Origin of the sequence: Microbacterium sp. SYP-A9085, assembly GCF_009649635.1 — a bacterium.
Classification (GTDB): Bacteria; Actinomycetota; Actinomycetes; order Actinomycetales; family Microbacteriaceae; genus Microbacterium.
In genome coordinates this window covers 179,619-201,321 of sequence record NZ_WJII01000002.1, presented here as the reverse complement: position 1 = coordinate 201,321, position 21,703 = coordinate 179,619, and the positions used below count along the sequence as shown (strand labels likewise).

The following is a 21,703-nucleotide window of genomic DNA, read 5'->3' as shown; positions in this document are numbered from 1 at the left end:
CCTACGCTGGAGGGGTGCCAGAGACCGGACCGCGCACGTACCGCGACAAGCCCGTCTCGTTCGTCCGCCGCAGCGGCCGGATGAGCGAGGCGCAGGAGCGTGCGTGGACCCAGCTCGCCGACCGGTACCTGATCGACGTGCCGCGGGATGCGGCCGCCACGAGCGTCGCGCGGGACGCGCAGGTCGACCCCGCCGTCCTCTACGGCCGATCCGCCCGCCTGGTCGTCGAGATCGGCTCGGGGCAGGGGCACGCGATAGTGCACGCCGCCGCCGCCCGTCCCGACACCGACTTCCTCGCCGTCGAGGTGTTCAAGGCGGGCCTGGCCCGCACGATGCGGGACGCCGACGCGGCCGGGGTGCGCAACCTCCGGCTCGTCGAGGCGAACGCGCCCGAGGTTGTGCAGCACCTGCTGCCGGCGGCATCCGTCGACGAGATCTGGGTGTTCTTCCCCGACCCGTGGCACAAGAAGCGGCACGCCAAGCGGCGGCTCGTGACCGCGGAGTTCGCCGGCATCGTCGCGGGGGCCCTCGTCGAGGGCGGGATGCTGCGCCTGGCCACCGACTGGCAGGACTACGCCGACCAGATGGCCGAGGTCATGGACGCCGCGCCCGGGTTCCGCCGCGCTTTCGAGGGGGAGTGGGCGCCCCGCTTCGACGGGCGCGTGATGACGGCGTTCGAGCGCAAGGGCCTCGCGCGCGGCCGCGACATCCGCGACCTCGCGTATCGGCGGGTGTGAGCTCCGATCACCCGAGCCCCCGCGCCCCACCGCCACTCCACGCGTCGCTGCGCGCCGCGCGGAGCCTCCGGCGGCGGGGACCCCGCCTGACGCTAGACGCAGAAATGCGGTGAGGGCCGGTCCCAACGGACCGGCCCTCACCGCATCTCGTGCCCCCGACAGGAATCGAACCTGCGACCTTTGGTACCGGAAACCAACGCTCTATCCCCTGAGCTACGGAGGCGTACCGCTCCAGGGTATCAGGGCGCGGCATGCGTCCCCGACCGTCCCACCGACCGCCGGGAATACCCATGGGGGGTATAGAGTTGTCCGTGATCGGATACGCGTCGGCGGGAGAAGAGGCAGTGCACATGGCAGCGAACGAGTACCAGGTGAGGGGCATGACCTGCGGACACTGCGAGATGTCGGTCCGCGAGGAGGTCGGCGAGATCGCCGGCGTCGACGATGTTCAGGTCAGCGCGCAGACCGGCCGGCTGGTCGTGACGGCCGCCGCCGAGATCGACGACGCGCAGGTGCTGGCCGCGGTCGCCGAGGCCGGCTACTCCGCCGTGCGGGTCTGACCCGGGAGAACGCGCATGACCACGACGGGCATCGAGCTGGAGATCGGCGGGATGACGTGCGCGTCCTGCGCGAACCGCATCGAGCGCAAGCTCAACAAGCTCGACGGGGTCGTCGCCTCCGTCAACTACGCGACAGAGCGGGCGAAGGTCACAGTCCCGGACGGGTACGACCCGCAGCTGCTGGTGGCCGAGGTGGAGCGCACGGGATACACCGCCGCGCTGCCCACGCCCGCCCCGGGCAGGTCCGAGTCCGACCCCGAGTCGACCTCGCTGCGCCAGCGGCTTGTCGGCGCCGTCGTGCTCGGCGTCCCCGTGATAGCGATGGCCATGGTCCCGGCGTTCCAGTTCACGTACTGGCAGTGGGCGTCGCTGGCACTGGCGGCGCCCGTCATCGTGTGGGCGGGGTGGCCGTTCCACGCCGCGACGTGGACGAACCTGCGTCACGGCGCGGCCACGATGGACACGCTCATCTCGATGGGCACCGGCGCCGCGTTCCTGTGGTCGCTGTACGCGCTGTTCTTCGGCACCGCCGGCATGCCCGGAATGGTGCACCCGTTCGAGTTCACGCTCGCGCGCACGGACGGCACCGCGAACATCTACCTCGAGGTGGCCGCCGGGGTGACGATGTTCATCCTCGCCGGCCGCTACGTCGAGAAGCGGTCGAAACGGCGTGCCGGTGCGGCGCTGCGGGCCCTGCTCGAGCTGGGGGCGAAGGATGTCGCGGTCCTGCGCGGCGGCGCCGAACTCCGCATCCCGGTCGCGGACCTGCGGGTCGGCGACGAGTTCGTGGTCCGTCCCGGGGAGAAGATCGCCACGGACGGCATCGTGGTGTCCGGCACGTCGGGAGTGGATGCCTCGATGCTCACCGGCGAATCGGTGCCGGTCGAGGTCGGGGCGGGGGATGCCGTTGCCGGCGCCACCGTGAACGCCGGCGGCCGGCTCGTCGTCCGCGCCACCCGGGTCGGCGCGGACACCCAACTCGCCCGGATCACGAGGCTCGTCGAGGACGCGCAGACCGGCAAGGCGCAGGTGCAGCGTCTCGCCGACCGGATCTCCGGCGTGTTCGTGCCGATAGTGATCCTGATCGCGGCGGCGACCCTCGTCGCCTGGCTCGCTGCCGGGTTCCCCGCCTCCGCCGCGTTCACCGCTGCCGTCGCGGTGCTCGTCATAGCGTGCCCGTGCGCGCTGGGACTCGCGACCCCGACCGCGCTCCTGGTGGGCACCAGCCGCGGTGCGCAGCTGGGCATCCTGATCAAGGGACCCGAGGTCCTGGAGTCCACCCGCACGATCGACACCGTGGTGCTCGACAAGACCGGCACCGTCACCACGGGCAGGATGACGCTCGTCGACGTGATCGCCGAGCCCGGCGCGGACCGGGCCGAGGTCCTCCGCCTCGCCGGCGCCCTCGAGGACGCCTCCGAGCACCCGATCGCCCAGGCGATAGCCCGCGCCGCGACCGCCGAGGCGGGGCAGCTCCCGGTCGCGGAGGACTTCGCGAATCTGGAGGGGGCCGGCGTGCAGGGCATCGTGGACGGCCACGGCGTCCTCGTCGGCCGCGCGTCGCTGCTGGCCGACTGGTCGCAGCGCCTGAGCCCGGAGCTCGCCGCGGCGAAGGCGCGCGCCGAAGACGACGGCAAGACCGTGGTGACCGTCGGGTGGGACGGGCAGGCGCGCGGCATCCTCGTCGTCGCCGACACCGTCAAGGAGACCAGCTCCGAGGCGATCCGGGGGCTGAACGCGCTCGGCCTGACGCCGGTGCTGCTCACCGGCGACAATGAGGCCGTCGCCCGACGAATCGCCGCCGAGGTCGGCATCGACCAGGTTCACGCCGAGGTGCTCCCGGCGGACAAGGTCGGCGTGATCGCGCGGCTCCAGCGCGAGGGCAAGGTCGTCGCGATGATCGGCGACGGTGTCAACGACGCCCCCGCCCTCGCGCAGGCGGACCTGGGCCTGGCGATGGGCACCGGCACGGATGTCGCCATCGAGGCGTCCGACCTCACGCTCGTGCGCGGCGACCTGCGCGCCGCGGTCGACGCGATCCGCCTGTCGCGGCGGACGCTGCGCACGATCACGCAGAACCTCTTCTGGGCGTTCGCGTACAACGTGGCGGCGATCCCGATCGCGGCTCTCGGCATGCTCAACCCGATGCTCGCGGGCGCCGCGATGGCCGTCTCCAGCGTCTTCGTCGTCGGCAACAGCCTGCGCCTGCGCGCGTTCCGCAGCGTCGTCCGCGGCTGAAAAAACTCTGGTCACGGCGACCCGAACGATATATCGTTATATATCGGAAGGGCCCGGCCCGGGCCCCTCGGCACGGGAGGTTCGACATGAACGGTACCAACCCCGGCGGCGCCGGGTTCGGCGCACGCGGATTCGGCGCAGGGCGGCCCGGCGCGGGCCTGTTCGAAGCGTTCGATCAGCTGCGCTCGATGTTCGAGCAGCGGGTGAGCACGCGGATGTCGCGCGGCGACGTCCGCTCGGCGGTGCTGGCCCTGCTGGCCGAGCAGCCGATGCACGGCTACCAGATCATCACCGAGATCGAACAGCGCAGCGGCGGCATGTGGAAGCCGAGCGCCGGGTCGGTGTACCCGACGCTGCAGCTGCTCGCCGACGAAGGGCTCATCGAGGCCACCGAGTCCGACGGCCGCAAGACGTACGCCCTCACCGCCGACGGCCGCGCCGCCGCCGAGGCGGAGTCCGGTCCTGCGCCGTGGGAGGCGTTCGGCGGCGGACACGGCCCGCTGGGCGCACTCCCGAAGGCCGGGATCGAGCTGGCGCAGGCCGCCGCGCAGGTGCAGCGCACCGGCACGAAGGAGCAGATCGGGGCGGCCGTCGCCGTTCTCGACGACGCGCGCCGTCGCCTGTACGCGATCCTTGCGGGAGACTGAACGGGTGGAGGATGACGCGGGCGACGCACCGGACGTCGCGGGTGGGCCTGTCCACCCGGCCCGGGGCGGCCCGCGGTATCGCCGCATCATGCGGTTCGCGATGCGGACTATCGCGCAGTTCTGGTGGTATGACCTGCTCCTGCCGCGCCTCGGCTTCGGCCGTGCCGCCGCCCGCGGCCGCGCCGACCGGCTGACGGCGCTCGCGCACCGCTTCCACCTGCTGGCAGTGGGCCTGGGCGGCCTGATGATCAAGGTGGGACAGTTCCTCTCCTCGCGGCTGGACGTGCTTCCCCCGCAGATCACCGACGAGCTGGCGGGCCTGCAGGACGAGGTCCCGCCGGCCGACTTCCCGGCGATCCGGCGCCTGGCGGAGGCGGAGCTCGGGATGCCGCTCGAGCGCGCGTTCGCCGCGTTCGACGAGATCCCCGTCGCCGCCGCCTCCCTCGGGCAGGCGCACCGGGCCACGCTCGCACCAGCCGGCGCCGCGGACGCGGGCTTCGCCGACGTGATAGTGAAGGTCCAGCGGCCCGACATCGAACAGATCGTCGCGATCGACCTCGCGGCGCTGCGGCGGGTCGCCCGATGGCTCGACCGGATGCGTGCGATCCGCGACCACGTGGACCTGCCCGCCCTCGTGGAGGAGTTCGCCCGGACCAGCCGCAACGAGATCGACTATCTGCACGAGGCCGCGAACGCGGAACGGTTTGCCGAGGACTTCGACCGCGACCCCTGCGTGCGCACGCCCCGGATCGCCTGGGAGCGCACCACGCGCCGGGTGCTCACGCTGTCGGATGTCACCGCGATCAAGGTCAACGACGTCGCGGGGCTGCGGGCGGCGGGCATCGACCCGGCCGCCGTCGCGACCCGGTTCGCGGGCGTCATGTTCACCCAGCTGTTCGAGCACGGCTACTTCCACGCCGACCCGCACCCCGGCAACGTGTTCGTGACGCCCGGCGACGATGCGTCCGCGTGGCGCCTCACGTTCGTGGACTTCGGGATGATGGGGGAGGTCGACGACGAGCTGCGCAACGGCCTGCGGCGCCTGATGATCGCGGTCGCCGCCCGCGATGGGCAGCGGCTCGTGGACAGCATCCGCGAGGTCGGGGTGCTGCTGCCCTCCGCCGACACCACCGAGCTCGAGAAGGCGATGGCGCAGGTGTTCGCCCGGTTCGGGGGGATGGGCTTCGCCCAGCTGCGCGAGGTCGACCCGCGCGAGTTCCGCGACTTCGCCGAGGAGTTCGGATCCGTCGTCCGGTCGCTGCCGTTCCAGCTCCCGGAGAGCTTCCTGCTGGTCATCCGATCGATGTCGCTCACTTCGGGCGTATGCAGTGCGCTGAATCCCGCGTTCAACATCTGGGAGGCGGTCGAGCCGTTCGCCGCCCAGCTGCTGCGCGCCGAGAGCGGCAACGCCGCCCGCGCGCTGGCCGGCGAGGCCCTGGACGTGGCCGCCGCCGCTGTGCGCCTGCCCCAGCGGTTCGACGCTCTCGTCACGCGCATCGAACAGGGACGCGTCACGGTCTCCACGCCCGCCGTCGACCGCCGGCTGGGCCACCTGGAACGGCTCGTGCGCCGCGCCGTGTCGGCGGTCCTGTTCGCCGGGCTCCTCGTCGGCGGCGCACTGCTGCTGCCGGCGAACGCCCCCCTCGGCATCGTCCTGATGTCGGTCTCGGCGGTCCCGTTCGCGCACGCCGTGCTGGCCGGCCGGTTCGGCCGGATCGACTGACCGCGAATGGACACGTGAGCATCGCCGGCCGCGCACCGCGCTTCGCGGTGCTGCGCAGCTGGAAGACGGCGCCGTACCTCGTGGGCGCCGGCATGGCGATGATGGGCGACAACATCGAGCACGTCATCACGTACCTCGTGCTGTGGCAGACGTTCCACTCGCCGCTGCTGGTCGGCTTCCAGCTGATCAGCCACTGGCTGCCGTTCCTGCTGCTGTCGGTGTACGCGGGCGCGCTCGCCGAGCGGTTCGACTGCCGCCGCATCATCCAGTTCGCGCAGATCCTGTTCATGCTGGTGTCGCTGTGCTGGGGCATCCTGTTCCTGACCGGCACGCTGCAGCTGTGGACCGCGTGCGTCCTCCTGGTCGTGCACGGGCTGGCCGGATGCCTGTGGGGTCCCGCCGAGCAGATGATGCTGTACGACTTCGCCGGGCGCGAGCAGCTGCCCTCGGCCGTGCGCATCAACGCCACGTTCCGCAGCCTCGGGATCCTGTGCGGCCCGATCGTCGGCTCGGTGCTGCTGCTGACGGCGGGCCCGATCGGCGGGATCTTCGCGAACGTCGTGTTCTACGTCCCGATCACCGTGTTCCTGGCACGCACCCGGTTCACCGGACACACCCGCACGGCCCCGTTCTCCACCGGACGCGTCTCGCTGCTGACCTCGTTCCGCGTGCTCGGCACCGTGCGACGCCACCGCGTCATCGTCGGGATGCTGATCCTGGCCGCGCTCGCCTCCGTCACGATCGGTGCGGTCCTGCAGACCGCGATGCCGGTCTTCGGGGCGCTGCTGACCCCGCCCGGCGCCGACGGCGACCTCGTCTACGGCGGACTCCTGTTCGCGCTGGGTCTGGGCGGCGTCGTCGGCGGATTCCTGCTCGAGGCGACCGGCTGGGTGCGCGCCACGCCCGCCGCCGCCGTCGTCAGCTCGGTCGCGTTCGGCGGCTTCGCGATGCTGTTCGCGTTCACCGGGTCGTACCCGCTGGCGCTCCTCGCGCTGGTGCTGACCGGGGTGTCGCAGATCACGGCGACCTCGACCGGGCAGGCGATAGTGCAGCTGGAGGCGCCGCCGGCCGAACGGGGACGCGTGCTGGGCGCGTACAGCATGTTCGGGCCCGGGATGCAGACGTTCTCCGGCGTCACCGTCGGCGTCCTCGGCACCGTCGTGGGCGTCCCGCCGACGGTCGCCATCGGCGGGACGGTCCTGGCCGTGGGCGCCGCCGCCACCGGGGTGCTGATCCGCCGTCGTCGGGCGCGGTGACACCCGCCCCGTAGAATCGATGCCCTATGGATCCCGCAGCGCTGTCCACCGCCCTCCTCGACGTCATCCGCCCGCTCGCCGAGGCGCGACGAGCGGGCGCGGCTGCGGACCTGTCCGTCGCCGACCTCGTGCTGGAGCGGCCGAAGAACCGCGACCACGGCGACTGGGCCTCGAACGCCGCCCTCAAGCTCGCGAAGACGCTCGGCACGAACCCGCGCGCGTTCGCGGCGGAGGTGGCGACGGCCCTCGGCGAACTGGACGGCATCGCCTCGGTCGAGGTCGCCGGCCCCGGGTTCATCAACATCCGGCTGGATGCCGGCGCCGCCGGCTCCCTCGCGAAGACGATCGTCGACGCCGGCCCCGCCTACGGCACGAACGATGAGCGCGCCGACGAGGTCATCAATCTCGAGTTCGTCTCGGCCAACCCGACCGGGCCGATCCACCTGGGCGGCACCCGCTGGGCGGCCGTGGGCGACGCGCTCGCGCGCATCCTCGCCTCCCAGGGCGCTCACGTCACCCGCGAGTACTACTTCAACGACCACGGCATGCAGATCGACCGCTTCGCGCGCAGCCTCGTCGCCGCCCACGAGGGCCGCCCCACCCCCGAGGACGGGTACGGCGGGGCGTACATCGGCGACATCGCCCGGCGCGTGGCCCTCGCCTACGACGGTGACATCGACGCGCTGGACGCCGCCGAAAAGCAGGAGGCATTCCGGGCCCTGGGCGTCGGGTTCATGTTCGACGAGATAAAGCAGAGCCTGCACGAGTTCGGCGTGGACTTCGACGTCTACTTCCACGAGAACAACCTCCACGAGTCGGGGGCCGTGGACCGGGCGATAGCGCGGCTGCGCGCGCTCGGGCACATCTTCGAGCAGGACGGCGCCACGTGGCTGCGCTCCACGGACTTCGGCGACGACAAGGACCGCGTGATCCTGAAGTCCGACGGCAACGCGGCGTACTTCTCCGGCGACCTGGCGTACTACCTCGACAAGCGCGAACGCGGCTTCAACCGCTGCATCATCATGCTCGGCGCGGACCACCACGGCTACGTGCGCCGGATGATGGCGATGGCGGCGGCGTTCGGCGACGAGCCCGGCGTGAACCTGCAGATCCTGATCGGGCAGCTGGTGAACCTGGTCAAGGGCGGCCAGCCGGTGCGGATGTCCAAGCGGGCCGGCACCATCGTCACGCTCGAGGACCTCGTCGAGATCGTCGGCGTCGACGCCGCCCGCTACGCCCTGACCCGCAGCTCCGCGGATTCGAACCTGGATGTCGACCTCGACGTGCTGCAGAAGCGCACGAACGACAACCCGGTGTTCTACGTGCAGTACGCGCACGCCCGCACGCACAACGTCGGCCGCCACGCCGACGACGCCGGGGTTGGCCGCAGCGTGTTCGCACCGGAGACGCTCACCCACGAGACCGAGTCCGCGCTGCTCGGGGCGCTGCAGGAGTTCCCCCGGGTGGTCGCGTTCTCCGCCCAGGTCCGTGAGCCGCACCGCGTCGCGCGGTACCTCGAGGAGCTGGCGGGGCTGTACCACCGCTGGTACGACAACTGCCGGGTCATCCCCCTCGGGGACGACCCGGTGGAGCCGGTGCACCACACCCGACGGTGGCTGAACGACGCCACCGGCCAGGTGCTGCGCAACGGGCTGGGCCTGCTGGGCGTGAGCGCGCCCGAGCGCATGTAACCGACGAACGGAACGGGGCGCGATGGACGACCGGGCACCGGGAACGCAGGATCCGACCGAGCCGATCGGGGTCCCGCCCCGGCCGCCGCTGCCGTCCACGGCCGCCACGACGCCGATCCCGGAGCCGGAGGCGACGACGCTGCCGCTGCCGATCATCCCCGCTCCGGCGCCCGCCACGGCCCCCGCCCGCGCGCCGCGTCGCCGCCGGACCGGCCTCGTCGTCGTGCTCGCGGTGCTCGTCGTGCTCGCGGTGGCGGCGGCTGCGGGATGGTTCGTCGGCAACGCCTGGGCGAAGAACGTCGTGATCGACCAGGTCACGCAGCAGACCCGCGCGGCGCTGGGCCTTGACGACACCGCCGAGGTGGATGTGCACGTCGACGAGCCGATGCTGCCGCAGCTTGTCACCGGCGTGCTGAGCCGGCTGGAGGTCACGGTTCCGGACGCCCCCATCGGCGGCGCCACCGGCGAGGTCGGCCTGCAGGCCACCGGCATCCCGATCCGCGGCGACGGCGCCGCCGCGAGCGCCGCCGCGCGCGTGAGGCTCGCGCCCACTGCTCTCGCGAAGCTGGCCGGCGACATCGGCCGCACGGTGCCGGGGTCGCTGCGCATCGTCGGGAAGAACGTCGCCGTCAAGCTCGATCCCGCGCAGTTCCTCAGCGGCGTCTCGTTCACGCTCACGCTGCGCCCGAGCGCCGCCGACGGCGCCCTGATCCTGAAGCCGATAGCATTCGACGTGGGCGGCGCCCAGGTCTCGGCCGACGTCATCCGCGCCCGCTTCGGGACCCTGGCCGACGGCATCCTCGCTGATCGCACCGTGTGCGTGGCCGACCGGTTCCCGCAGGGGATGCGGCTGACCTCGATCGCGGTGGACCCGGACGCCGTGGTCGCCGGCTTCGCCGTCGACCCGCGCATCCTGACCGACCCGTCGCTGCAGAAACCCGGGTCGTGCCGATGACCGGCCCGCCCGTCATCCCGGGCGGCTCCGACGCGCCGGTGCCCTAGACTGCTGGCAAGCATCCGGTGCCTGCGCCGGCGCCCTGCGCGCGGGCGTCGCGCGCCCCGCGAACCCCCGTCTCCGCCTGCGCATCCACTGATTGGGCCCTCCTTGTCCGCCTCGCACACCCCGCCCGCCGCCGGGTCACGACCGGCCGTGCCCGATGACGCGAACGCGCTGGACCCGCGGATCTGGCCGGCCTCGGCCACGCGGGACGCGCAGGGCGCTCTGACGATCGCGGGCGTCGGCGTGCGCGAGCTGCAGGAGACCTACGGGACACCGCTGTACGTCCTGGACGAGGACGAGGTCCGCGCGCACGCCCGACGCATCGTCGCCGCGTTCGGCGCGGCCGCCGCCGCGCACGGCGTGCGCGCCCGCGTCTACTACGCCGGGAAGGCGTTCCTGTCCACCGCCGTCGTGCGGTGGGTGACCGACGAGGGCATGGCCGTGGACGTGTGCACCGGGGGAGAGCTCGAGGTGGCGCTGGCCGCCGGGGCCGACCCGTCGCGACTCGGATTCCACGGCAACAACAAGAGCGTCGACGAGCTGGACCGGGCCGTCGCCGCGGGCGTGGGCACCGTGATAGTGGACAGCCTCGTCGAGATCGAGCGCCTCGCCGACGCGGCCGCGCGGCACGGCGTCGTCCAGTCCGTGCTCATCCGCGTCAACAGCGGTGTGCACGCCGAGACCCACGACTTCCTCGCCACCGCGCACGAGGACCAGAAATTCGGCTTCGCGATGGTGGACGCCCCGGATGCCGCCGCCCGCATCCGCGCCCGCTCGTCGCTGCGGCTGTCGGGCCTGCACTGCCACATCGGGTCGCAGATCTTCGGCGTGGCCGGCTTCGCCGAGTCCGCCGCCCGCCTTGTCGACCTGCATGCGCGGCTGCGCGAGGACGGCGATCTGCCGCTGCTGAACCTCGGCGGCGGGTTCGGCATCGCCTACACCGCCGCCGACGACCCCGCCGACATAGCGAGCCTTTCCACCGGGATCGTGGACGCCGTCGCGACCGAGTGCGCGGCCCGTGGCATCCCGATGCCGGACCTCGCTTTCGAACCCGGCCGCGCCGTCGTCGGGCAGGCCGGCGTCACGCTGTACGAAGTGGGCACCACGAAGTCCGTCACGCTCGCCGACGGCGGCCATCGGCTGTACGTCAGCGTCGACGGGGGGATGAGCGACAACCCGCGTCCGGCCCTGTACGGCGCGCAGTACACCGCGCGGATCGCCTCGCGCGTCTCGGACGCCGACCCGGCCCTGGTCCGCGTGGTCGGCAAGCACTGCGAATCCGGCGACATCGTCGTGGACAGCGATCACCTGCCGGGCGACGTCGCCCCCGGAGACCTGGTGGCGGTGCCCGCGACCGGGGCCTACTGCTTCTCGCTGGCCAGCAGCTACAACGCCGTGCCGCGCCCGCCCGTCGTGGCGGTGCGCGGAGGAAGAGCCCGCGTCATCGTGCGCGGGGAGACGATCGCCGACCTCCTGAACCGGGATGTCGGCGTCACGTCGGAAGGGAACGCATGATCGACCATCGTCGCCTGCGCGTCGCGCTCCTGGGAGCCGGCGCCGTCGGATCCCAGGTCGCCGACCTGCTCACCACGCACGCCGACGAGCTCGCCGACCGGGCCGGCGCGACGCTGGAACTGGCGGGGATCGCCGTCCGCGACCTGGACGCGCCCCGCGACGTCGAGCTGCCGCGAGAGCTGCTGACCACGGACGCCGAGACCCTGATCCTCGGCAGCGACATAGTGATCGAGCTGATGGGCGGGATCGAGCCGGCCCGCACGCACATCCTCGCTGCCCTGAACACCGGCGCTGACGTGGTGACCGCGAACAAGGCGCTGCTGGCCACGCACGGGTCCGAGATCTTCGACGCCGCCGACCAGGTCGGGGCGTCCGTGTACTACGAGGCTGCCGCCGCCGGCGCCATCCCGATCATCCGGCCGCTGCGCGACTCGCTGGCCGGCGACCGGGTGCAGCGGATCATGGGCATCGTCAACGGGACCACGAACTACATCCTGGACCGGATGGACACCGAAGGCGCGGAGATGGCCGATGCGCTGGCGGACGCGCAGCGCCTGGGCTACGCGGAGGCCGACCCCACCGCGGACGTCGACGGCTACGATGCCGCGCAGAAGGCGGCGATCCTCGCGAGCCTCGCGTTCCACTCCACGGTGCCGCTGGACGCCGTGCACCGGGAGGGGATCACCGGCGTCACGAAGGCGATGATGGATGCCGCCCGCCACGCCGGCTACGTGATAAAGCTGCTCGCCGTCTGCGAGCGGCTCACCGGCCGCGCCGGGACCGGTCCGGTCGACGAAGCCATCTCGGTGCGCGTCTACCCGGCCCTGATCCGCCGCGAGCACCCCCTGGCCTCCGTGCACGGCGTGAACAACGCCGTGTTCGTGCAGGCGGAGGCCGCCGGAAACCTCATGTTCTACGGCGCCGGCGCCGGCGGGATGCAGACAGCGTCCGCCGTGCTCGGCGACGTCGTCTCCGCGGCCCGGCGTCACATCGCCGGCGGCGCCGGGGTGGGCGAGTCGACACGGGCGAACCTGCCCACCGTCGACATCGGCGAGGTCGTCACCCGCTACCAGATCACGCTGCAGGTCCACGACCGTCCCGGCGTCCTGGCCCGCGTGGCCGGCATCCTCTCCGACGGGCGCGTGTCGATAGCGACGCTCGAGCAGACGGTCCGCGACGGCGGGGACGACGCCGGTTCGGCGCGCCTGGTGATCGGGACGCACAAGGCTTTGGAGCAGGACCTCAGCGAGACCGTGGCACGGCTCGCCGGGGACGACGTCGTCGAAAGCGTCGTCTCGATCCTGCGTGTGGAAGGAGACTGAGATGGCACACCTCTGGCGCGGAGTACTGCGCGAATACGCCGACCGGCTCGGTGTGACCGAGTCCTCGACGGTGGTCACCCTGGGCGAGGGCGGCACGCCGCTGATCCCCGCCCCCGCGTTGTCGGCGCGCACCGGCGCGGACGTCTGGGTGAAGTTCGAGGGCATGAACCCGACCGGGTCGTTCAAGGACCGGGGCATGACCGTGGCGCTCTCGCGCGCCGTCGAGCACGGGGCCAAGGCCGTCGTGTGCGCTTCGACCGGCAACACGTCGGCGTCCGCGGCCGCGTATGCGGCGCACGCCGGGATCACCGCCGCGGTGCTGGTGCCCGAGGGCAAGATAGCGATGGGCAAGCTCGGCCAGGCCGTCATCCACGGCGGCCGGCTGCTGCAGGTCCGCGGCAATTTCGACGACTGCCTGGAGATAGCGCGGGAGCTGGCCGAGACGTACCCGGTGCACCTCGTGAACTCCGTGAACCCGGACCGCATCGAGGGTCAGAAGACCGCGGCGTACGAGGTCGTCTCGCAGCTGGGCGACGCGCCCGACTTCCACATCATTCCGGTCGGCAACGCCGGCAACTACACCGCCTACACGCGCGGCTACACGGAAGAGGCCGAGCGCGGGGTCGCGACCCGGGTGCCGCGGATGTTCGGCTTCCAGGCCGAAGGCTCGGCCCCCATCGTCCGCGGCGAGATAGTGCGCAACCCGGAGACCGTCGCGACCGCGATCCGCATCGGCAACCCTGCCTCCTGGGAGCTGGCACTGCAGGCGCGGGACGCCACCGACGGCTGGTTCGGCGCCATCGACGACCGCCGCATCCTCGCGGCGCAGAAGCTGCTGGCCGGCTCCGTGGGCATCTTCGTCGAGCCGGGGTCGGCGATCAGCGTGGCCGGCCTGCTCGACCGGGCGGAAGCCGGCGTCATCCCCGCCGGCGCCCGCGTCGTGCTCACCGTCACCGGGCACGGCCTGAAGGACCCGCAGTGGGCCCTGCGCAACGCGGACGGCACCGACGTGTCGCCCACGGTCGTGGACGCCGACACGCATCAGGTCGCGGACGTCCTCGAGCTGACCCGCGCGGGGGCGACGGCGTGAGCCCAGCCCCGCCGTCGCCGGTGGTGCCCGGGCGCACCGTCGCGGTGCGGGTGCCCGCCACCAGCGCGAACCTCGGCCCGGGGTTCGACACGCTCGGCCTCGGTCTGAGCCTGTACGACGAGCTGCTGGTCTGGGCGCTGCCAGACGGCGAGCTGCACATCGACGTCACTGGGCCGGGCGCCGACGCCGTGCCGCGCGACGCGTCGAACCTCGTGGTGCGCGCCATAGCGTACGCATTCGAGGCGGTCGGGCGGCGGATGCCGGGGATCGGCCTGTCCACGCGCATCGTCATCCCGCACGGCCGCGGACTCGGGTCGTCCGGGGCCGCCGTCGTGGCCGGGCTCCTGGCGGCCCGGGGGCTGCTGGCCGGCGACGTCGAGTTCGGGGCGTCGCTGCTGCTGCGCCTGGCCACCGAGCTGGAGGGGCACCCCGACAACGTCGCCCCCGCCCTGTTCGGCGGCCTGACGATAGCGTGGATGGACGAGAACGGCCCGCAGTTCAAGAAGCTGCTCGTGCACCGCGGCGTCTCGCCCGTCGTGTTCGTCCCGGAGACGACGATGCCCACCCGGCTCTCCCGGGAGCTCGCGCCCCTGCAGGTGCCGCGCGAGGACGCCGTGTTCAACGTGTCCCGCTCCGCGCTGCTGATCGCGGCGCTGACCCAGAGCCCCGAACTGCTGCTGGCCGCCACCGACGACAAGCTGCACCAGACTTACCGTGCGCAGGCGATGCCCGCCACCGACGCGCTCGTCCGCGAGCTGCGCCGCGCCGGGTTCGCCGCCGTCCTGTCCGGGGCGGGGCCGAGCGTCCTGGTCCTCGCCGACGGGCCCGGCCGGCGCCTGGAAGCGGCGCGGCTGGCGGCATCCGTCACCGACACCCCGTGGGAGGCGCTGATGCTCGCCGTCGACTTCAAGGGTGCTACAGTGAGGAACTATACGGAGGATGCTCCGCAGACCGCTTCGCTCGCGACGTAGGTCCGCGAGAATCTTCGCCTCCATCGCATTTCTGCGAATACCCGCATTGCCCCCGGAAGGCCGGCGTGACTGCCCTGGCCGGGCCCCGCAGGCCCGCGCACGGGCCAGACTCCTGGCCGAAGGGCTGCACGGCGCGCGTCGACGACGGCGCCGAACGCGGGATGTCTATCCACTCGTTTCACAAGGGAGAACTCGTGGAGTCCATCTCCGAGATCCACACCGCTGACGTCCCCGCGGACCGCGCCGACACGCCCGAGGTGGCGCGCCAGGCCCCGCAGGCAGCATCCGACACCCTCGAGGTCGCCGAGAAGGCGCCCCGCAAGCGCACGCCGCGCCGGGCCAAGACCGCCGTGGTGACCCCCGAGGTCACCGAGGCGCCCGCCGCGCCCGCACCCGCCGCGCCCGCACCCGCCGCGGAAAAGGCCGCGAGGACCGAGCCGGCCGAGAAGACCGAGCCGGCCGCCGCGCCCGCCGCCGAGCCGGCCGCCGCCGAAGCGCCCGCGGCGAAGGCGCCGCGCCGACGCGCCACGACCCGCAAGAAGGCCGACGAGAGCGCCGAGCCGGCCGCCGCCGCCGCGCCGGTCGACGAGCAGAAGCCGACGACCGCCGAGCAGAAGCCGGCGACCGCCGAGGCCGCCGACACGCACGAGCGCGCCGAGAAGGACGCGCCGACGCAGCGCACGCACGAGCGCGCCGAGAAGAACGCGCACGAGCACGCCGACGCGCACGACCACGACGGCGAAGAGGGCTCGGGCGGCGAGCAGTCCGGCCGCGGCCGTGGCCGAGGCCGCAACCGGAACCGCAGCCGCAACGGCAACGGCACCGGCAACGGCACCGGCAACGGCGGCGGCGCGTCGTCCGCCACGGAGTCCGACGAGGACCAGTCCGCGGCAGGCCGCAACCGCCAGCGCAACAAGCGCCGCGGCGCGCAGACCGGCGACGAGTTCGACACCGAGATCGGCGAGGACGACGTCCTCGTCCCGATCGCCGGCATCCTCGACGTCCTGGACAACTACGCGTTCGTGCGCACCTCGGGCTACCTGCCCGGCGCCACTGACGTCTACGTCTCGCTCGGCCAGGTCAAGAAGTACAACCTGCGCAAGGGCGACGCCATCGTCGGCGCCATCAAGCAGCCGCGCGAGGGCGAGCAGTCCAGCCGGCAGAAGTACCACGCGCTGGTCAAGGTCGACGCCATCAACGGGCTGTCGCTGGAGGATGCCGCGACCCGTGTCGAGTTCGGCAAGCTGACCCCGCTGTACCCGCAGGAGCGGCTGCGCCTGGAGACAGCGCCGGAGAAGCTCACCCAGCGCATCATCGACCTGGTCGCCCCGATCGGCAAGGGCCAGCGCGGCCTCATCGTCGCCCCGCCCAAGGCCGGCAAGACGATAGTCCTGCAGCAGATAGCGAACGCGATAGCGACGAACAACCCCGAGGTGCACCTCATGGTCGTGCTCGTGGACGAGCGGCCCGAAGAGGTCACCGACATGCAGCGCACCGTGAAGGGCGAGGTCATAGCGTCCACGTTCGACCGCCCCGCGGAGGACCACACCACCGTGGCGGAGCTCGCCATCGAGCGCGCCAAGCGCCTGGTCGAGCTCGGCCGCGACGTCGTCGTGCTGCTGGACTCGATCACGCGCCTGGGCCGTGCCTACAACGTGTCGGCACCCACCAGCGGCCGGGTTCTCACCGGCGGCGTGGACGCGTCGGCGCTGTACCCGCCCAAGCGGTTCTTCGGCGCCGCCCGCAACATCGAGAACGGCGGATCGCTCACCATCCTGGCCACCGCCCTGGTGGAGACCGGGTCCAAGATGGACGAGGTCATCTTCGAGGAGTTCAAGGGCACCGGCAACAGCGAGCTGCGGCTGTCGCGTCAGCTCGCCGATAAGCGCATCTTCCCCGCGGTGGACGTGAACGCGTCCTCCACCCGCCGCGAGGAGATGCTGCTGAGCCCCGACGAGGTCAAGATCACCTGGAAGCTGCGTCGCGCGCTCGCGGGCCTGGACCCCCAGCAGGCGCTGGAGGTCGTGCTCGGCAAGCTCAAGGAGACCGGCTCGAACGTCGAGTTCCTCGTGCAGATGCAGAAGTCGATCCCCGCCCCTGCGGCGCACGGGGGCGGCCACAGCCACGGGCACGAGAACAGCATCCGCTGAGGTCCGGACGTGTCAGACCCTGGCATGTTCGAGTCCGTTAAGGGACTGATCGCCGAGCACGAGGCCGTTCAGGCCGAGCTCGCCGACCCCGCCGTGCACGCCGACGCGGCGCGCGCACGACGGGTGAACCGCCGTTATGCGGAGCTGTCGAAGATCGTCGCCGCCCACGACGCGTGGGCGGCGGCATCCGACGACCTGCAGGCGGCGCGCGAGCTCGCGAAGGAGGACGACGCGTTCGCCGCGGAGGTGCCGGACCTCTCCGATCGGGTCGCGCAGGCGCAGGAGAAGCTGCGGCGCCTGCTGATCCCGCGCGACCCCGACGACGCCCGCGACGTGATCATGGAGATCAAGGCGGGGGAGGGCGGGGCCGAATCGGCGCTGTTCGCCGCCGACCTGCTGCGCATGTACCTGCAGTTCGCGGCGTCGAAGGGCTGGAAGACCGAGCTGCTCGAGCACAATGAGTCGGACCTCGGCGGCTACAAGGACGTGCAGGTCGCCATCAAGGGATCCTCCGTCGATCCCGCGCAGGGCGTCTGGGCGCACCTGAAGTACGAGGGCGGCGTGCACCGCGTGCAGCGGGTGCCCGCCACCGAGTCCCAGGGCCGCATCCACACCTCCACCACCGGCGTGCTCGTGTTCCCCGAGGTCGACGAGCCGGACGAGGTGGAGATAAACCCGAACGACCTGAAGATCGACGTGTACCGCTCCAGCGGCCCCGGCGGCCAGTCCGTGAACACAACCGACTCGGCCGTGCGGATCACCCATCTGCCCACCGGCATCGTCGTGTCGATGCAGAACGAGAAGAGCCAGCTGCAGAACCGCGAGGCCGGGATGCGGGTGCTCCGCGCACGGCTGCTCGCGCGTCAGCAGGAGGAGCTGGCGGCCGCGGCATCCGACGCCCGGCATTCGCAGATCCGCGGCATGGACCGCTCCGAGCGGATCCGCACCTACAACTTCCCGGAGAACCGGATCGCCGACCACCGCACCGGGTACAAGGCGTATAACCTCGACCAGGTGATGGATGGCGCGCTCGGCCCCGTGATCGACTCGTGCATCGCGGCGGACGAGCAGGCCCGGCTGGCCGCCCTCGGCGCCTGACCCCGGCTCAGATGTAGTACTCGGGCGCCGCCAGCAGGGCCCGGGTGTCCTCCCCGGCGCGCCGCGGGCGGGGCTTGGCGGGGACGCCGACGAGGATGCTGTCCGCCGGCGCGTCCCGCGTCACCACCGCGTTCGCGCCGATCACGCTGCCCGCCCCGATGGTGATGGGCCCGAGCACCTTCGCACCGGCCCCCACCGCCACGCCGTCGCCGATCGTGGGATGGCGCTTGCCGCCTTCGCGCTGCCGGCCGCCGAGCGTCACCCCGTGGTACAGCATGACGTCGTCGCCGACCTCGGCGGTCTCGCCGATCACCACGCCCATGCCATGGTCGATGAAGAACCGGCGCCCGATCCGCGCGCCCGGGTGGATCTCGATGCCGGTGAGCCATCGCGTCAGCTGCGACCCGGTGCGCGCGGCCAGCCGCAGCCGGCGGCGCCACAGCGCATGCCAGACCCGGTGCGCCCACACCGCGTGCAGGCCCGGATACAGCAGCGCGATCTCCAGCCCGCCGCGGGCCGCCGGGTCGCGCAGCCGCGCCGCCGCGACATCCTCGCGGATTCGGTCGAGCACGAGTCGCAGTCCCATGTCAGCTCTCGCGGAGGTCCTCGAACAGGGCCGTCGACAGGTACCGCTCGCCGGTGTCGGGCACAATCACGACGATCGTCTTGCCGGCGCTGTCCGGCCGGGCCGCTATCTGCAGCGCCGCCCACACCGCGGCGCCCGCCGACATGCCGCCGAGGATCCCCTCCTTCGCCGCGAGGTCGCGGGCCGTGGCGAGGGCGTCCTCGTACTCCACGCCGACGACCTCGTCGTACACGTCGGTGTCCAGCACCGGCGGCACGAAATTGGGGCCGATGCCCTGGATCTTCGCGGGACCGGGGTGGCCCTCGGACAGCAGCGGGGATGCCGACGGCTCGACGGCGACCACCCGCACACCGGGACGGCGCTCCTTGAGCACCTGGCCGACACCGGTGATGGTGCCGCCGGTGCCGACCCCGGCGACGAACACGTCGACCTCGCCGTCGGTGTCGCGCCAGATCTCCTCGGCGGTCGTGATGCGGTGGATCTCGGCGTTCGCGGGACTGGAGAACTGCTGCGCGAGGATGGCGCCCGGCGTCTGCGCGACGATCCGCTCCGCCTCGGCGAGGGCGCCGCGCATCCCCTGATGCGGGTCGGTGAGCACTATCTCGGCGCCGAACGCCTTCAGCAGGATGCGGCGCTCCTTCGACATCGACGCCGGCATCGTCAGGATCACGCGGTACCCGCGGGCGGCGCCGGCCAGGGCCAGCGCGATCCCGGTGTTGCCGCTCGTGGATTCGACGATGGTGCCGCCGGGCAGCAGCGCCCCGGACTGCTCCGCCGCGTTGATCAGGGCGATGCCCAGCCGGTCCTTCACGCTCGAGCCCGGGTTGTAGTACTCCAGCTTGGCGAGCACCGTGGCTTCCAGCCCCTCGGTGACCCGGTTCAGCCGGACCAGCGGAGTCTCGCCGAACGCTGTGGTGATGTCGTTGTGGATGCCGGGCATCGGATCGCCTTTCGCGCGGTGTCGGCTCGAGAGCGCGGATCGCCTCGAGTGGGTTCAGCCTAGGCTGGGCGCCGCGGGCGCGGGGGCCATGTTTCTGCGGCCGACCTCACAGCGCCGATGGGAAGAGCCGCCCGCGGGTGCGGGCGGCTCTTGCGGATCGAGGAAGGGTCAGTGCGCGGCGTCGTACGCGTCGAGGACCGCGGCCGGGACGCGACCGCGGTCGGACACGGCGTGGCCGTTGGCCTTCGCCCACTCCCGGATGGGGCCGTAGTCGCGCTGGCCTCCGCGGCGGCGTCCCGCGGCGGCTGTCGAGACGCGGCGCGAGCGACCGCCGGACACGGCGCGCCCGGCACCGACGTATGGCGCGAGGGCGTCACGCAGGTCGGCGGCGTGGCCGTCGGTGAGGTCGATCTCGTAGGCGACGCCGTCCAGAGAGAAAAGGACGGTCTGCCCCGAGCCAGGTTCCAGAACTGTTCCGTCGATATCGTCGACGAGCTGATGCACGATCTTGCGAGCCATGAATGCACCTTATCCGGTGAATGCCCGAATGCCTACGGGAGAATTCCCGCCCGCCGTGCTTTCGCCACCGCGGAAAGTCGTGTCGAGGCATCCAGCTTGGCCATTGCCGCCGCCAGATAAGACTTCACCGTGACTTCTTTCACGCCCAATGCGGTGGCGATCTGCGCATTCGTGGACCCGAGCGCCGCACACGCGAGGACATCCGTCTCCCTCGGGGAGAGCGATATCCCGGACGGGTCGGATGCGGCGTCGCTGGACAGTGCCGCCAGCCGGTCCTCGATCCGGCGCAGCCGTGCACGCAGGGCCGTGTCCGGCACCGCGGCGGCGATGCGGCGCAGCTCGGCGTACGCGGCGCGCAGCTCCTCCTGCACGGCCGGGGCCAGGGCGGGCGAGGGGGTCGGGATCCGCGCGCGCCGCCGGCGCACCTCGTCCCGCCCGCGCAGCTCGGCCACGAGCTCGTCGGCGATCCGGAACGCGGGACGGGCGGCGGCCTCCGCTATCGGCGTCTGCCCCCACGATCCGCAGTACAGCACGCCGCGAGGCGTGCCGGACACCACGATGGGCACGGCGAAGAGGGTCGCTATGCCCTCGCCGAGCACCATCTGGTCGTAGTCGTGCGTGATGCCCTTCGCGGTGCGGTAGTCCAGGGTCACCCGGGGCCTCGTCTCGACCACGGCCCGGCCGCCCAGGCCCCGGCCGGTGCGGACGACGAGGTCGTCCAGGTGGCGGGTGCGCGCCCCCGCGACGGCGTTCACGTGCACGGCGCCGTTGCGCAGCATCCCGCCGAAAGCGACCGGGAATCGGGTGCGGCGCGCGAGGTCGCCGACGGCACGCACAATGAGGTCCGCGTCGGGATCATTCCCACCGCGCGACAATGAGGGTGCTCTCACGCGATACCCATCCTCCGGGTGACGGCGACGATGCCGAATTCGTCGTGTCGACCTTATCACCGCGGGATGCGGGCGATGTCCTCGATGACGTCGGCCGCGAATTGCCCGCATCATCATCCGATTCGATGAATGCATTTCCCGGCCCGTTCGGATTCAGCGGCGATACCGAATGCAATAGCGCCGGACAATGCGCGCCGCGGGCGGCCTACTCGCCCGCGGCGCGCTCGGTCTCCCGCTCATGGTCGAGCAGGAATCGCTTCACGTCGGTGCGGCCGCCGTACCCGCCGATGGATCCGTCGGCGTGCACGACCCGGTGCACCGGGACGATGATCGAGAACGGCGAGTGCGCGCAGGCGTTGCCGACGGCGCGCGCGGCGCGGTCGCGCCCGGCCATCGCGGCGACCTCGCCGTAGCCGGCCGTGCGCGCGTAGGGGATCTCGCACGCCGCCTGCAGCGCGTCGCGGGCGAACCCGTCGACCAGGCGCCAGTCCAGCGGGATCTCGAACGTGCGGCGGGTACCGGCGAAGTACTCGTCGAGCTGCTGCGCGGCATCGCGGGCATCGTCGTCGTCGCGGCCCGGCACGGTCCGCAGGGTGCGCGTGAGCTGGGCCAGCTGCGCGAACAGGTCGCCGTCGTCGCCGGCGCCGTGCAGGACGTGCGCGGTGACGAGCCCCTCGTCGGTCGTGACGAGGAGGACGTCGCCGACGGGGGACGGGTGGACGGTGAAGCTCGCGTGGGTCATGGCACCATCCTGGCAACCCGGCCCCGGC

19 protein-coding genes and 1 tRNA gene are annotated in these 21,703 nt (G+C 72.3%); 14 read left to right on the top strand and 6 right to left on the bottom strand.

The window, feature by feature from the left end:
- The first annotated feature begins 14 nt into the window (after nt 1-14).
- Entirely contained in the window at nt 15-737 is a 723-nt protein-coding gene (gene trmB, locus GH740_RS05760) for a tRNA (guanosine(46)-N7)-methyltransferase TrmB (protein WP_367640822.1), read from the top strand.
- 150 nt (nt 738-887) lie between these two features.
- Here trmB and GH740_RS05755 read toward each other — a convergent pair.
- Nucleotides 888-960, bottom strand: a tRNA-Arg gene (locus GH740_RS05755).
- Between the two features lie 127 nt (nt 961-1,087).
- Here GH740_RS05755 and GH740_RS05750 point away from each other — a divergent pair.
- The 13 genes from GH740_RS05750 (at nt 1,088) to prfA (ending at nt 17,998) form a co-directional block, all read left to right on the top strand.
- On the top strand, nt 1,088-1,297 hold the full coding sequence (locus GH740_RS05750; RefSeq protein ID WP_153745144.1) for a heavy-metal-associated domain-containing protein: 210 nt from the start codon (nt 1,088-1,090) through the stop codon (nt 1,295-1,297).
- Between the two features lie 15 nt (nt 1,298-1,312).
- Nucleotides 1,313-3,535, top strand: a complete 2,223-nt coding sequence (locus GH740_RS05745; RefSeq protein ID WP_153745143.1) for a cation-translocating P-type ATPase — start codon at nt 1,313-1,315, stop codon at nt 3,533-3,535.
- Between the two features lie 86 nt (nt 3,536-3,621).
- A complete protein-coding gene (locus GH740_RS05740) occupies nt 3,622-4,182 on the top strand; it encodes a PadR family transcriptional regulator (RefSeq protein ID WP_153745142.1) in 561 nt (186 codons plus the stop codon).
- 88 nt (nt 4,183-4,270) lie between these two features.
- Complete coding sequence (locus GH740_RS05735) at nt 4,271-5,905, top strand: AarF/ABC1/UbiB kinase family protein (protein ID WP_153745503.1); 1,635 nt, start codon at nt 4,271-4,273, stop codon at nt 5,903-5,905.
- A gap of 14 nt (nt 5,906-5,919) precedes the next feature.
- The gene (locus tag GH740_RS05730; protein WP_367640819.1) at nt 5,920-7,161 is read left to right on the top strand and encodes an MFS transporter; all 1,242 of its coding nucleotides are present in this window, start codon (nt 5,920-5,922) and stop codon (nt 7,159-7,161) included.
- Between the two features lie 26 nt (nt 7,162-7,187).
- Nucleotides 7,188-8,852 (top strand): arginine--tRNA ligase, encoded by a 1,665-nt coding sequence (gene argS, locus GH740_RS05725; protein WP_153745141.1) that lies wholly within the window; start codon nt 7,188-7,190, stop codon nt 8,850-8,852.
- 22 nt (nt 8,853-8,874) lie between these two features.
- On the top strand, nt 8,875-9,807 hold the full coding sequence (locus GH740_RS05720) for a DUF2993 domain-containing protein (RefSeq protein WP_153745140.1): 933 nt from the start codon (nt 8,875-8,877) through the stop codon (nt 9,805-9,807).
- Between the two features lie 195 nt (nt 9,808-10,002).
- A complete protein-coding gene (lysA, locus tag GH740_RS05715; protein ID WP_367640817.1) occupies nt 10,003-11,367 on the top strand; it encodes a diaminopimelate decarboxylase in 1,365 nt (454 codons plus the stop codon).
- Nucleotides 11,364-12,689 (top strand): homoserine dehydrogenase, encoded by a 1,326-nt coding sequence (locus tag GH740_RS05710; protein ID WP_153745138.1) that lies wholly within the window; start codon nt 11,364-11,366, stop codon nt 12,687-12,689. The genes lysA and GH740_RS05710 overlap by 4 nt, the downstream gene beginning before the upstream one ends.
- Before the next feature lies 1 nt (nt 12,690).
- A complete protein-coding gene (thrC, locus tag GH740_RS05705; protein ID WP_153745137.1) occupies nt 12,691-13,779 on the top strand; it encodes a threonine synthase in 1,089 nt (362 codons plus the stop codon).
- Nucleotides 13,776-14,750 carry a homoserine kinase gene (gene thrB, locus GH740_RS05700; protein WP_367640814.1) on the top strand — a complete coding sequence of 325 codons (975 nt, stop codon included), beginning with the start codon at nt 13,776-13,778 and terminating at the stop codon, nt 14,748-14,750. Before thrC ends, thrB begins: the two co-directional genes overlap by 4 nt.
- Nucleotides 14,751-14,944: 194 nt before the next feature.
- A complete protein-coding gene (gene rho, locus GH740_RS05695; protein WP_367640812.1) occupies nt 14,945-16,900 on the top strand; it encodes a transcription termination factor Rho in 1,956 nt (651 codons plus the stop codon).
- 24 nt (nt 16,901-16,924) lie between these two features.
- Entirely contained in the window at nt 16,925-17,998 is a 1,074-nt protein-coding gene (gene prfA / locus GH740_RS05690) for a peptide chain release factor 1 (RefSeq protein ID WP_153745136.1), read from the top strand.
- A 7-nt stretch (nt 17,999-18,005) separates the two neighbouring features.
- Here prfA and epsC read toward each other — a convergent pair whose 3' ends face one another.
- The 5 genes from epsC to GH740_RS05665 form a co-directional block, all read right to left on the bottom strand.
- Nucleotides 18,006-18,584, bottom strand: a complete 579-nt coding sequence (epsC, locus tag GH740_RS05685) for a serine O-acetyltransferase EpsC (RefSeq protein WP_153745135.1) — start codon at nt 18,582-18,584, stop codon at nt 18,006-18,008.
- A gap of 1 nt (nt 18,585) precedes the next feature.
- A complete protein-coding gene (gene cysK / locus GH740_RS05680; RefSeq protein ID WP_153745134.1) occupies nt 18,586-19,524 on the bottom strand; it encodes a cysteine synthase A in 939 nt (312 codons plus the stop codon).
- A gap of 168 nt (nt 19,525-19,692) precedes the next feature.
- Nucleotides 19,693-20,043: an Lsr2 family protein gene (locus tag GH740_RS05675; protein ID WP_153745133.1), complete on the bottom strand. Its 351-nt coding sequence runs from the start codon at nt 20,041-20,043 to the stop codon at nt 19,693-19,695.
- 32 nt (nt 20,044-20,075) lie between these two features.
- Nucleotides 20,076-20,933 carry a response regulator transcription factor gene (locus tag GH740_RS05670; protein WP_367640809.1) on the bottom strand — a complete coding sequence of 286 codons (858 nt, stop codon included), beginning with the start codon at nt 20,931-20,933 and terminating at the stop codon, nt 20,076-20,078.
- Between the two features lie 205 nt (nt 20,934-21,138).
- Nucleotides 21,139-21,675: a methylated-DNA--[protein]-cysteine S-methyltransferase gene (locus tag GH740_RS05665; RefSeq protein ID WP_153745132.1), complete on the bottom strand. Its 537-nt coding sequence runs from the start codon at nt 21,673-21,675 to the stop codon at nt 21,139-21,141.
- Nucleotides 21,676-21,703 lie beyond the last annotated feature (28 nt).